Source organism: Nocardia sp. CA-136227, assembly GCF_050955695.1.
In the GTDB taxonomy this organism is placed as follows: Bacteria; Actinomycetota; Actinomycetes; order Mycobacteriales; family Mycobacteriaceae; genus Nocardia.
On sequence record NZ_CP192081.1, the window covers coordinates 6,947,509 to 6,962,095 of the forward strand.

Annotated in this window: 1 protein-coding gene (cut by a window edge); it reads right to left on the reverse strand. The window is 72.1% G+C overall.

The features are described from left to right. Positions 1 to 14,487 carry the 5' portion of a non-ribosomal peptide synthase/polyketide synthase gene (locus ACQP06_RS32110; RefSeq protein ID WP_433668630.1) on the reverse strand. 3,513 nt of this gene lie to the left of the window's left edge, so only the first 14,487 of its 18,000 coding nucleotides appear in the window; its start codon is at positions 14,485 to 14,487; its stop codon lies off the left edge, out of view. Positions 14,488 to 14,587: the final 100 nt, after the last annotated feature.

Below are 14,587 nucleotides of genomic sequence, written 5' to 3' on the forward strand. Positions count from 1 at the left end.
GGCCGCCTGCTCGTCCACCAGGTCGGCCAGGGTGGCCGGGGCCAGCTGGCGCGCGGTGGCGTTCCAGTCGTGCAGGATGCGCTGACGCAGGCCCGCGCCCAGCAGATCGACATCGCCGATGGCCGTCTCCGGCTGCGCCACCACGGTTTCCAGCAGCCGGGCCAGCGCGGCGGTGAAGCGCTGCGCGGTGGCCTCGGTGAACAGGTCGTGGGCGTAGCCGAGGGTCAGCTCCAGACCGGCGGGCGCGCCGGACTCGGCGTAGTGGTCCACCGCGAACAGGTGCAGATCGAATTGCGCGACGTGGGTGTCGAATTCGACCTCCGACACGGTCAGGCCGGGCAGCTCGAGGTTGGCGCGCTCGTGGTTCTGGAAGGACAGGCCCACCTGGACCAGCGGGTGCCGGGCGGTGGAGCGGGCCGGGTTCAGCACCTCGACCAGGCGCTCGAACGGCACGTCGGCATTGCCGAAGGCGGCGATGTCGCCGGTGCGGACCCGGGCCAGCAGATCGGTGAACGGCTCGGCGCCATCGGTTCCGGTGCGCAGCACCAGGGTGTTGACGAACATGCCGATCACGTCGTCGAGGGCGGCGTCGCCGCGGCCCGCGATCGGGGTGCCGACCGCGATGTCGGAGGTGCCCGACAGCCGCGACAGCAGGGCGGCCCAGGCCGCGTGCACCACCATGAACAGGGTCGCGCCGTGGCGGCGGCCCAGTTCGGTCAGGCCGGCGTGCAGCTCGACGTCCAGCGGGAGCCGGATGTAGCTGCCGCGCAGGCTCTGTCGCGCCGGACGCGGGTGGTCGACGGGCAGGTCCAGCTGGTCGGGCAGCCCGGCCAGGGTCTCGCGCCAGTAGGCGAGCTGGCCCGCGGCCACCGACTCCGGATCGTCCTCCGAGCCCAGCAGCGCGCGCTGCCACAGCGCGTAGTCGGCGTACTGCACGACCAGCGGCGTCCAGGACGGCTTGGCGCCGCCCAGGCAGGCGTTGTAGGCGATCATCAGGTCGCGCACGAACGGCACCACCGAGGAGCCGTCGGCCGAGATGTGGTGCAGCACACCGGCGAGCACGTGATCACCGGTCGGCACGCCGTCGGCGTCCACGATGCGCAGCAGCAGCACCCGCACCGGCACGTCCACCGTCACGTCGAAGGTGGTCGTGGCGAATTCGGTGACCTTGCCGACCAGTTCGGCCTCGGTGAGGTCGACGGGCTTGAGCTCCGAGATCACCTCCGCGGCGGGCAGGATCACCTGCGCGGGGCCCGCGGCCAGCTCCGGGTAGACGGTGCGCAGGGTCTCGTGGCGTTCGATCACCGCCGCGAACGCGGCCTCCAGCGCCGGGGCGTCCAGCTCGCCGGTCAGGCGCAGCGCCACCGGGATGTTGTAGGCCGTCGACGAGCGGTCGAAGCGGTTCAGGAACCACATGCGCTGCTGGGCGGGCGAGAGCGGCAGGTGCTCGGGACGCGCGCCCGCGGCCAGCACCGGCCGCTTCGGGCCGTCGGCCTCGGCCTGCACCCGCGCGGCCAGCGCCGCCACGGTCGGGGCCTCGAACAGCGCGCGCACGCCGACGGTGGTGTCGAACAGCGCGCCGATGCGGGCGACCGCCTTGGCCGCGAGCAGCGAGCTGCCGCCCAGGGCGAAGAAGTCGTCGTCCGCGCCGACCCGCTCGATGCCCAGCAGGTCCGCGTACACATTGGCGATGAGTTCCTCGGCCACGGTGGCGGGCTGGCGGTACTCGGTGCCCTCGAAGACCGGCGCGGGCAGCGCCGCGCGATCCAGTTTGCCGTTGACGGTCAACGGGATCCGGTCCACGACCACCACGGCGGCGGGGACCATGTGCTCGGGCAGTTCCCGGGCGAGGGCGGTGCGCAGGTCGGTGGTGGACACCACGGAACCGGCCGCGGGCACCACGTAGCCGATGATGCGGGAAACCTCGGCGGCCTCGTCGTGGCGCACGATGACCGCGGCCTCGCGCACCGCCGGATCCAGCAGTAGCGCCGCCTCGATCTCGCCCAGCTCCACGCGGAAGCCGTGCAGGTTCACCTGCTGGTCGATGCGGCCCAGGTACTCGAGGTCGCCGGTGGCGGTCCAGCGCGCCAGATCGCCGGTGCGGTAGGCGGATTCGCCGGGAGCGCCGTACGGATCGGCCACGAAGCGGCCCGAGGTGAGCGCGGGGCGGTTCAGGTAGCCGCGCGCCAGCTGACCGCCGGAGACGTAGATCTCGCCGGGGACGCCGACCGGGACCGGGCGCAGCCGCGAATCCAGCACGCGCACGGTCAGACCCGGCAGCGCGCCGCCGATCACGCTGGCCGAACCGGTGTCCGGGGTGATCGGGCGGTAGGACACGTGCACCGTGGTCTCGGTGATGCCGTACATGTTGATCAGGGCCGGGCCCTGCGGGTGCCGGGCGAACCAGCCCGAGAGCCGCTGCGGCTCCAGCGCTTCGCCGCCGAAGATCACGTAGCGCAGCGCGAGCTCGGAGTCGCTCTCGGCGTCGGCGGTGATCAGCTGGTAGAAGGCCGACGGGGTCTGGTTGAGCACGGTCACGCCCGCGGTGGACAGCAGTTCGCGGAACTGCTGCGGCGATCGCGAGGTGAAGTAGTCGACCACCACGACGCTGCCGCCGTACAGCAGCGCGCCCCACAGCTCCCACACCGAGAAGTCGAAGGCGTAGGAGTGGAACATGGTCCACACGTCGGCGGGCCCGAAACCGTAGTGGCCCTGGGCATTGTCGAACAGCCGGATCACATTGCGGTGCGGGATCACCACGCCCTTGGGGCGGCCGGTGGAGCCCGAGGTGTAGATGACGTAGGCGGTGTCGGCCGGGCGCAGCGGGGCGCGCCGGTCGCGGTCGGTGACCGGGGCGGCGTCGTAGCCGTCCAGGTCGATGGTGTCGAGGCAGACCACCGGGCCGCCGAACCAGCCGGCGGGCAGCTGGGCCGCGCCGCTGCTGATCGCGCACACCGGGCGGGCGTCGTCGATCACATACTCGATGCGGTCGGCCGGGTAGTTGGGGTCGATCGGCAGGTAGCCGCCGCCCGCCTTGACCACGGCCAGCAGCGCCACCGCCAGCTCCTCGGTGCGCGGCAGGGCCACGGCCACCAGGGATTCCGGTCCGACGCCGGCCGCGATCAGGCAGCGGGCCAGGCGGTTGGAGCGGGCGTCGAGCTCGGCGTAGGAGAGGGTGACGTCGCCGGAGCGCACCGCCGGGGCGGCCGGGTCGATGGCCGCCGCGGTGGCGAAACGGTCCGCCAGCGTGGTGAATTCGGCGATGTCGGGTCCGGTGCCGGCCCACTCGTGGAGGACGCGGGCACTCTCCTCGATGGTCAGCAGCGGGATGTCGCCGACCACCACGGTGTCGTCGGCGGCCACCGACGCCAGCACCCGGTCGAAGCGACCGGCGAGGGCGGCGATGGTGTCGGCGTCGAACAGCTCACTGGCGTAGCTGATCTCGATGTCCATGCCGTTCGGGCGGCCGTCCGGGCCGTGCTGCTCGAGCACCGTGAACTGGAGATCGAACTTCGACACCCCGGCGTCCAGGGCCTCCGGGCGCACCGTCAGGTACGGCAGTTCCACCGCGGGCAGCGCGTAGTTGTGGAAGGTCAGCGCCACCTGGAACAGCGGGTGGCGGGCCTGCGAGCGGGCCGGGGACAGCACCTCGACCAGGCGCTCGAACGGCACCTCGGCGTGCGAGAGGGCCGCGATGTCATCGGCGCGCACCGCGTTCAGCACGGTGTCGAAGCCGGCGCGCGGGTCGATCTCGCTGCGCAGCACCAGGGTGTTGACGAACATGCCGACCAAGGCGTCGAGCTGCTGCTCGCCGCGGCCCGCGACCGGGGTGCCGATCGCGATGTCGGTGCTGCCCGAGATCCGGGCCAGCAGCACGGCCAGCGCCGCGTGCACGGTGCTGAAGAGCGTCGTGTCGTGGGCGCGCGCCAGATCGACCAGGCCGCCGTGCAATTCGGCGTCCACGCTCATGCGGTGGGTGCCGCCGCGCAGCGAGGCCACCGCCGGACGCGGGCGGTCCGCGGGCAGCTCCAGCTGCTCGGGCAGCCCGGACAGGCGCTGCTGCCAGAACGCCAGCTGCCGGTGCGCGAGCGAGTCCGGATCGGTCTCGTCACCGCGACGCTCGGCCTGCCACAGGGTGTAGTCGGCGTACTGCACCGGCAGCGGGGCCCAGGCGGGCGTCACACCGGCGCGGTGAGCCTGGTACGCGGTCATGAAGTCCGCGGCCAGCGGGCCCATCGAGAAACCGTCCGAGCTGATGTGGTGGACCACCAGCACCAGCACGTGATCGGTGGGCGACAGGCTGAAAACGGCCGCGCGCACCGGGGTTTCGGTGGTCAGGTCGAACGGGCGGGCGACGACCTCGGCCACCCGGGCGGTCAGTTCGTCCGCGGTGATCGGGGCGGTGACCAGGCGGGCATCGCCCTCGGCCAGCACCCGCTGCACGGGACCGTCCGGCCCGTCGGGGTAGACGGTCCGCAGGGTCTCGTGGCGCGCCACCACATCCCGCAACGCGGCGTGCAGGGCGGCCGCGGCCAGCGGGCCGGTCACCCGCAGCACCATGGGGATGTTGTCGGCCGCCGCGCCGGGGCCGACCCCGGTCGCGTCGGCGTGGTAGCGGTTGAGGAACCACATGCGGCGCTGCGCGTCCGACAGCGGCACCAGCGCGGGGCGCGGGCGCGCGGTCAGCGGCACCAGTGTGCCGCTGCCCGAACGGGATTCGGCGACGGCGGCCAGACCGGCGACGCTCGGGGCGTCGAACAGGTCGCGCACCGATAGTTCGGCGTCCAGCGCCGCGCCGACCCGGGCCACCACGCGGGCGGCCAGCAGCGAGCTGCCGCCGAGCGCGAAGAAGTCGTCGTTCGCGCCGATCCGGTCGACGCCGAGCAGGTCCGCGAAGACCCCGGCGACGACGTCCTCGGCCACGGTCTCGGGCGCGCGGTAGGCCGCGGTCTCGAAGACCGGGGCGGGCAACGCCGCGCGATCCAGCTTGCCGGAGGCATTGACCGGGAACTCGTCCAGCACCACGAACGCGGCCGGAATCATGTACGCGGGCAACAGGCCGCCCAGCGCCACCTTGACGGCGTCCAGGTCGATGGCGTGGCCGGGCTCGCGCCGCAGGTAGCCCGCCAGCTGATCGCCCGCGTGCGGGTCCGAACGGACCAGCACGACCGCCTGGTTCACACCCGGCTGCGCCAGCAGCGCGGCCTCGATCTCGCCCAGCTCGATGCGCAGACCGCGCAGCTTCACCTGGAAGTCGGTGCGGCCCAGGTAGATCAGCTCACCCTCGGCGTTCCAGGTGACCAGGTCGCCGGTGCGGTACATGCGCGCGCCAGTCCCGAAGGGGTTGGCCACGAAGCGATCCGCGGACAGGTCCGGGCGGCCCAGGTAGCCGCGGGCGAGCTGATCGCCCGCCAGGTAGAGCTCACCGGCGACACCCGGCGCGACCGGGTTCAGGCGGCCGTCGAGCACGTAGGTCTGGGTGTTCCAGACCGGGCGGCCCATGGGCACGAACGCGGTGTCGGTGTCGATCACCTCGTGGTGGGTCACCTCGACCGCGGCCTCGGTCGGGCCGTACAGGTTGTGCAGGCGCGCGCCGGTCAGCTCGCGCAGCTTGGCGGCGGTGCCGACTGGCAGGCCCTCACCGGAGGCGAACACCTGGCGCAGGCCGGTGCAGTTCGCCGCGGCCGGCTCGGTCACGAAGACCGCCATCATGGACGGCACGAAGTGCGCGTGGGTGATGCCCGCGCGAATGATCAACTCGGCCAGGTACTTCGGGTCACGATGGCCGTCGGGCGCGGCCACGACCAGCTTGGCGCCGATCTGCAAGGGCCAGAAGAACTCCCACACCGACACGTCGAAGGTGAAGGGGGTCTTCTGCAGCACCACGTCGTCGGCGGTCAGCCGGTAGCGGTCCTGCCCCCACACCAGGCGGTTCACCACGGCGGCGTGCGACACCGCCACGCCCTTGGGGCGGCCGGTGGAACCGGAGGTGAAGATGACGTAGCAGGCGTTCGACTCCCGCAGCGGCGCGAGCCGATCGGCGTCGGTGAGCGGGGTCGCGGCGTAGCCGGCCAGATCGAGGGTGTCGACGGCCAGCACCGGCAGGTCGCGCGCGGTGGTGAAACCGTCGCGGGCGGTGGTCAGCACGAGCACCGGGCCCGCCGCGTCCAGCACGTAGTCGGTGCGCTGCTCGGGCTGATCCGGGTCGACCGGGACGTACGCGCCGCCGGCGGCCAGGATCGCGTACATGCCGACCAGCAGGTCGTGCGAGCGGCGGATCGCCAGCGCCACCCGGGATTCCGGGCCGACGCCGCACTCGACCAGCTTGCGGGCCAGGCGGTGCACGCGGCCGGAGAACTCGCCGTAGGACAGAGTCGTCCCGTCGAATTCGACTGCCGGGGCGTTCGGGCAGGTCAGAGCACGCGACTCGAACAGGGCGACCAGGGTCGCGGGGGTGGTCTCGCCCCACGCGCCGACCGGCAGCGCCGAGCGGATGTCGTGGGCGGTGTCGTTCCAGCCGGTCAGCACCTGCGCGCGCTCGGCGTCGGTGAGCAGGTCGATATCGCCGACCGGGCGGTCCGGGGTGGCGGTGACCGCGTCCAGCACCACGTCCAGGCGACGGGCGAAGGCCGCGACGGTGGCCTCGTCGAAAATGTCGGTGGCGTAGGTGAACACGGCGTCCAGCCCGCCCGCCGCGCGGTCCTCGACCAGCGACAGCTGCAGATCGAACTTGGCGATGCCCGGGTCCAGCTCGACCCGCGAGGCGGTCAGGCCGTTCAGCTCGAGGCTGGTCTGCGTGGTGTTCTGCAGGTCCAGCGCCACCTGGAACAACGGGTGGCGGGCCTGCGAGCGCATCGGGCTGAGCACCTCGACCAGGCGCTCGAACGGGACGTCCGCGTGCGCGAAGGCGCGCAGGTCGGTCTCGCGCACCTGGGCCAGCAGCTCCCGGAACGAACGGTCCGGGGCCACCTCGGTACGCAGCACCAGGGTGTTGACGAACATGCCGACCAGGTCGTCGAGCGCCTGCTCGCCGCGCCCGGCGACCACCGAGCCGATCGAGATGTCCGCGCTGCCGGACAGTTTCGCCAGCAGCGTGGCGTAGGCCGCGTGCAGCGCCATGAACAGGGTGGCGCGATCGCCCTCGGCCAGCTCGCGCAGGCGGGCGTGCCGCTCGGCGGAGACGGCGAAGCGGTACTGCGCGCCGTGGCGGGTCGCCACGGCCGGGCGCGGCCGGTCGCCGGGCAGCTCCAGAGTGTCGGGCTGACCGGACAATTCGGCGCGCCAGAAGCGAACCTGGTCCGCCAGCAGGGATTCCGGGTCGTCCTCGGCGCCGAGCAGGTCACGCTGCCACAGCGTGTAGTCGGCGTACTGGACCGGCAGCGGCGTCCACGCCGGAGCCGCGCCCGCGGTTCGGGACGCGTAGGCCAGCATGAGATCCCGGGTCAGCGGCGCGATGGACCAGCCGTCGGCGGCGATGTGGTGCACGGCGAGCACCAGCACGTGGGTCTCGGGCGCCACCCGCAGCAGGGTGAGCCGGGCCGGAGCCTGCTCGTCCACCGCGAACGGCAGCACGGCCAGCTCGAAGATCCGGGTCTCCAGATCCTCGGCGCCCACCTGCTCCACCGCCAGCGCGACACCGGACCGCTCGACCGGCAGCACCAGCTGACGGCCCACACCGTCCACGGCCGGGTACACGGTGCGCAGCGTCTCGTGCCGCGCCACCACGTCGGTGACCGCGGCGGCCAGCGCGTCCGCCTCCAGCGGGCCGTCCAGGCGGATGGCCGCGACCAGGTTGTCGGCGATCGAGCTGTTGTCGAAGCGGTTCAGGAACCACATGCGCTGCTGCGCGTAGGACAGCGGCACCACCTCGGGCCGCTCCCCCGCCACCAGCGGCGCGCGACCGCCGGTACCGGCCAGATCGGCCAGCCGGGCCGCCAGCTCGGCGACGCTGGACGCCTCGAACAGCAGGCGCACCGGGACGGTGGTGTCCAGGGCCGCGCCGAGGCGGGCCACCACCTGGGTGGCGATCAGCGAGTTGCCGCCGAGCTCGAAGAAGTCGTCGTCCGCGCCGACACCGGCGGCGGGCGCGTCGGCCTCGACGGCCGAATCCAGGTGCACCGGAGCGTTGTTCGACGCCGGAGCCGCGGCCACCGCGGCGGCCGCCAGAGTCGCGTCCACCGGGGTCGCGTCGGCGACCGGGGCCAGGCCCAGCACCTCGGCGAAGACCTCGGCAACGAGCAGCTCGATCGGCGTTGCGGGAGCACGGAATTCGCGGGCCGCGAAGACCGGGGCGGGCAGCGCGCGGTAGTCCAGCTTGCCGTTGACGGTCATCGGCATGGCGTCGAGCACCATGAAGGCCGACGGAATCATGTACGCGGTCAGGCGTTCCGCCAGCGCGGTCCTGATCTCGGCGACCTCCACGCCGCCGGCGGCCGGCACCAGGTAGGCCACCAGCTGATCGCCGCGCGACGCGTCGTGGTGCAGGACCACCACGGCCCGGCGCACCTGCGGCAGCGCCGCCAGCGCGGCCTCGATCTCGCCGAGCTCGATGCGGAAGCCGCGCAGCTTCACCTGGGAGTCGTTGCGGCCCAGGTACTCCACCTGACCGTCCGCGGTCCAGCGCACCAGGTCGCCGGTGCGGTACATGCGTTCACCGGATGCCCACGGGCAGGCCACGAACCGGCTCACGGTGAGCTCCGCGCGATTGCGGTAGCCGCGGGTGACCGGCAGGCCGCCCAGGTACAGCTCGCCGATCGCGCCGACCGGCACCGGCCGCAGCCGCTGGTCCAGGATCCACTCGCGCGCACCCGGCACCAGGTGGCCGATGGTGACGGTCTCGCCCGCCGCCAGCGCGCCGGTGATGTTCACGACCACGGTGGCCTCGGTGGGGCCGTAGGCGTTGATCATGTCGCGTCCGGCCTCGGCCCAGCGCCGCACCATCTCCGGCGACAGCGCCTCGCCGCCGACCGCGACGTGGCGCAGGGTGGGGACGTCGGCCGGATCGATGGTGCTGGCGCCCGAGGGCGTCATGAAGACGTGGGTGACCCCGTGCGCCCGAATGACTTCCGCCAGCTCGTCGCCGATGTGCGCGCCGGTCGGGGCGACCACCAGGGTGGCGGCCGACCGCAGGGCCAGCAGCAGCTCGCCGACCGAGACGTCGAACGAGGAGCTGGTCACGTGCAGCACCCGCGCGTCGGCGGAACCGCTGAAGCGCTCGTACTGCGCCTCGGACAGACCCGCCAGGCCCGTGTGGGTGACCACGACGCCCTTGGGCAGACCCGTCGAGCCGGAGGTGTAGATGGAGTACACGACATTCGCCGCGCGCAGCGGGCGCACCCGGTCGGCGTCGGTGATGGGCTCGGCCGGGAAGGCCGTGCGGGCAGCGGTGAATTCGGCGTCGTCGAGCAGCAGCCAGGGCAGCGTGTCCGGCAGCGCGGCGCGCACCGGCGCCACGGTCAGGCCGAGCACCGCGCCCGCGTCGCGCACGATGTACTCGATGCGGTCGGCCGGGAAGGCGGGGTCCACCGGCACCCAGGCGGCGCCGGTCTTGGCGATGGCCCACACGGCGACGATGTACTCGATCGACCGCGGCAGGCTCACGGCCACCAGCTGCTCCGGGCCCAGGCCGCGCTCGATCAGCAGGCGCGCCAAGCGATTCGAGAGGGCGTCCAGTTCGGTGTAGGTGAACTGGACATCGCGCTCGATCAGGGCGATCCGGTCCGGGGCCGACGCCACGGCCGCCGCCATGATCTCCGGCAGCAGGCGGACCGCGTCCACCGCCCCGCCGGAACGGGTTGTCAGATCGGTGTATTCGGCCTCGGACAGCAGCGACAGCGCGTTCACGATCACGGCCGGATCGGCGGTGATCGCCTCGAGCAGGCGCACATAGCGGTGCGCGAAGACCTCGATGGTGGCGGGATCGTAAAGATCCACCGCGAATTCGAACTCCGCGTGGATCCCCGCCGGTGCCGGACCTTCCCCGGGACCGGCACCGGCGAAGCTTTCGGTGACCGCGACCGACAGGTCGAATTTGGTCACCTCGGTGTCCAGGGTACTCGTCGTGGCAAGCAATCCGGGCAGTTCGAGGCTGATGTCTCCGGCGGCGGTGAACGAGAGGGCCACCTGGAACAGCGGATGCCGGGCCGCCGAGCGCACCGGATTCAGGGTCTCGACGAGCTGTTCGAAGGGGACGTCGGCGTGCGCGAACGCGGCGAGATCGATGTCGCGGACCCGGTGCGCGAGGTCGCGGAAGCTGAGCTCGCCGTCGATCTCGGTGCGCAGCGGCAGCGTGTTGACGAACATGCCGATCAGGTCGTCGAGTTCGCGCGCGCCGCGGCCGCCGACCGGGGTGCCGATGACGATGTCCGATTCGCCGGACAGGCGGGACAGCAGCACCGCCAGCGCGGTGTGCATCAGCATGAAGGTCGAAATGCCCTCGGCCCGAGCCGTTTCCGAAATGGCGGCGTGCAACTCCGCGGTGAGCTCGACGTCGAGCTTGCCGCCGCGGCCGGTGGCGATGGCGGGACGGGGACGGTCGGCCGGGAGCTCCAGCACGTCCGGCGCGCCCGACAGGGTGCCGCGCCAGAAGTCCAGCTGCCGCGAGAGCAGCGACTCCGGGTCGTCGGCCGCGCCGAGCCGATCCCGCTGCCACAGTGTGTAATCGGCGTACTGCACCGCGAGCGGCTCCCAGGCGGGCGCCTGGCCGCCGGTGCGGGCCAGGTAGGCGGTGATCAGATCGCGGGCCAGGATGGGCAGCGAGAGGCCGTCGGCGGCGATGTGGTGCAGCACGATCGCGATCGCGTACTCGGGGACGTCGAGGTCCGCGGCGTCGACCAGGACCGGACCGCCCAGTCCGCAATCGGCAGCGACGGCACCGGTAACGGTGAACAGTCGTGCACGGAACGGGATCTCGCGCTCCAGGTCGAAACCCTGGGCGGCGAAGGCCCGAAGGCGGGCGTCCAGTTCGTCGGCGTCACAGGACTCCTGCGCCACCGGCTCGGTCGCTGCCGCGACCGGAAGCACCTGCTGCGTCGCGAAACCCGCCGCGGTGGTCGGGAACACGGTGCGCAGCACCTCGTGGCGGCCCAGCACGTCGGCCAGCGCGGCGCGCATGACCTCCGGATCGGCCTCGCCGCGCAGGCGCACCACGAACGGCATGTTGTAGCCGGCGCTCGCGGTGTCGAAACGGTTCAGGAACCAGATGCGCTGCTGCGCCGGGGACAGCGGCAACGCCTCCGGACGATCGCGGCGCACCAGGGCGACCGCACTGCCGGACTCGGCGTCGTCGTCCACGAACTGGGCGTCGATCACCGCGGCCAGCTCGGCCACGCCGGTGGCGGAGAACATCTCGCGCACCGTGAGGTGGCAGCCCAGCTCGGCGTTCAGCCGCGACGCCACCTGGGTGGCGATCAGGCTGTTGCCGCCCAGGGCGAAGAAGTCGTCGGTGCGGCCGACCTGGTCGGTGCCCAGCACCTCGGCGAACATGGCGGCCACGGCCCGCTCGGTCACCGTCACCGGCGCCTCGTGCACCACCGCGACCCGGACCGGATCCGGCAGCGCGGCCCGGTCCAGCTTGCCGGAAGCGTTGACCGGCAACGCCTCCAGCAACACGAACGCGCTCGGCACCATGTAGGCGGGCAGCGCCCGCGCGGCGGCGGCCTTGAGCTTGATCGCGTCCACCTCGTCGGTCGCGACCGCGTAGGCGACCAGCTGGTCGTCGCGCACGATCACCACCGCGCGGGACACGCCCTCGACATCGCCGAGCACGGTCTCGATCTCGCCCAGCTCGATGCGCAGGCCGCGCACCTTGACCTGGAAGTCGGTGCGGCCCAAGTACTCGATCTCGCCGTTCTCGGTCCAGCAGACCAGATCACCGGTGCGGTACATGAGTTCACCCGGGGCCGCGAACGGGTCGGCGACGAACCGCTCCGCCGTCAGACCCGGACGCGCCATGTAACCCCGGGCGAGCTGAACCCCCGACAGATACAGCTCACCCGGAGTCCCCATGGGGACCGGCCGCAGGCGTGCGTCGAGCACGTACAGCCGGGTATTGAACACCGGCGCGCCGATCGGCACGGCGGTGGTGTCCGCGGCGGTCACCTCGTGCGAGGTGACCTCGACCGCAGCTTCGGTGGGGCCATAGAGATTGTGGAGCGGGGCGCCGGTCAGGGCGCGCAGCCGCTGCGCGATGGGGCCCGGCAGCGCCTCGCCCGAGGCGAACAGCTGCCGGATCCGCAGCGGCGGCTCACCCGCGGCCGCGGCGGCCTCCAGCTCGGCCACGAACGGATCCATCATCGACGGCACGAAATGCGCCACCGTGACGCCGAATTCGGCGATCACCGCGCGCAGGTAGGCCGGGTCCCGGTGGCCGTCGGGCTGGGCCAGCACCAGGGTCGCGCCGATCTGCAGCGCGAAGAACAACTCCGGCACCGAGACGTCGAAGGTCATCGGCGTCTTCTGCAGCATCACGTCCGCGGCGGACAGCGCGAAGGTCTCGCGCATCCAGACCATGCGGTTGACGATCGAGCGGTGGCTCACCGCCACGCCCTTGGGGCGGCCGGTGGAACCCGAGGTGAAGATGACGTAGGCGGTGTTCGCCGGACGCAGCGGGGACAGCCGGTCCGCATCGGTCACCGTGGCGGCCGAGAACTCGGCCAGCGCGGCCTCGGTCAGATCGGCGATGTCCAGCACGGCGGCGGCGGTGTCGGGACGGTCCGCGGCGGTGGTCAGCACCAGCGCGGGCGCGGCGGTGTCCAGGATGTGCGCGATCCGGTCGGCCGGGTGATCGGGGTCCAGCGGCACGTAGGCGCCACCGGCGGCCTGCACCGCGTACACCGCGACCAGCAGTTCCGGCGAACGACGCAGGTGCAGCGCGACCAGCGACTCCGGGCCGATGCCGCGCGAGATCAGGTAGCGGGCGAGCCGATTCACCCGTCCGGCGAACTCGGCGTAGGTGAGATCGCAGGCGGGGGTTCCGCCGAAACGCACCGCGAGCGACTGCGGCGTCCGGGCGGCCTGCGCCTCGAACATCGACACCAGCGTCGCCTCGGGGTCCACGGTGAACGCGGTGTCGTTCCACTCGCGCAGCACCACCTCGCGCTCGCGCTCGGTGATGACCTCGACCGCCGACAGCGGGGCCGCCGGGTCCAGCTCCACCAGCCGCTCGACGAACGCCACGAAACGCTCGATGTGGCGGTCGATCTCGTCGGCGGTGTACAGGTTCGGGTTCACCTCGAGGTCCAGGCGCACCCGGTCGTTCTCGCCGTAGAAGGCGTTGAGGCTCATGTCCTCGACCGGGCTGGTGGACAACAGGTTCAGCCGGCCCTGGATGTCGCCGAAGTCCAGCTGCGGGTGGAACAGCATGATGTTGACCATCGGGCCGTACAGCGCCCGCGACGCCGGGGCGCCCTGCAGTTCGGCCGCGTCGCGGCGGATGTCCTCGTGCCGGTAGCGCTGGTGGCGCAGCGCGCCGGAGATCTCCAGGCGAGCCGCGGTGAGCAGCTCCAGCCAGGTGGTGTCCGGCCCGGCCGCCATCCGCAGCGGCACGATGTTGGACAGCATGCCGGTCGAGCGGCGCATGACCGCGGTGGTGCGGGCGGTGACCGGCAGGCTCAGCACGGCCTCGTCCTGGCCGGTCAGCTTGGCCATGTAGGCCGCGAAGGCGGCGATGATCACGCCCGCCAGACCCGAATCATGCTGCGCGCCACACTCTTCCATGCGGCGGACCAGATCCTCCGGCAGCACCACGCCGCGGCGCAGGTTGTCCGAGCGCGGCGGGGCGGCGCGGCCCTTGAGCGACATGGTGCCGTCCAGGCCCGCGGTGCGCTCCTGCCAGTAGGCGCGGTCGGTGCGGAAGCGGCTGCTCTCGCGGTAGGCCAGTTCGGATTCGACCAGCTCGCGCAGCGTGCCGACCTTCACCGTCTCCGGCTCCTGGCCGCGCTGCAGCGCGGTGTAGCGACGGGCCGTCCACTGCATGGTGTTCAGGGCGGCGTAGCCGTCGCCCACGATGTGGTGACCGACGAAGAACCAGAACCAGCGCTGGTCGGCGACCCGGATCAGGGTGGGCGAGAACAGCTTGCCGGTGAGCAGGTCGATCGGCTCGAGGATCTGGACCTGCATCCACTCGTGTGCGGCGGCGATGGGATCGGCCGCCGAGCGCAGGTCCATCAGCTCGGTGTTGTGACCCGCGGTCGGGTCGATGTACTGGTGGGGCTGTCCGTCGATCTCGGTGAAACGCAGCTGGGAGGAACGCCAGATCGGGACGCCGTCCTCGGCCACGCGCAGCAGCAGGTCGACGTCGAAGTCACCCTCGATGTCGACGTACTGGACCAGGTTGAGGGGCACTTCGGGAGCCAGCAGCTGGGCGTACCACAGCCCGATCTGCGCGGGTCCGAGCGGGAACGGCGTAGACAATTCAGTCGACGTCGGAACTTCACTCGGTCCGAGACCACTCGAGTCCGTACCCTGCACCAGAGCCTCCCTTGTCATGGCGAATTGCTATGTCGACCAACGGTTTCGGGGCATCACGAAATAGACCTGCGTGCGCTCGGCTGACGAGAGCGCACCAGGCCGCGAGTTATCGCATCGC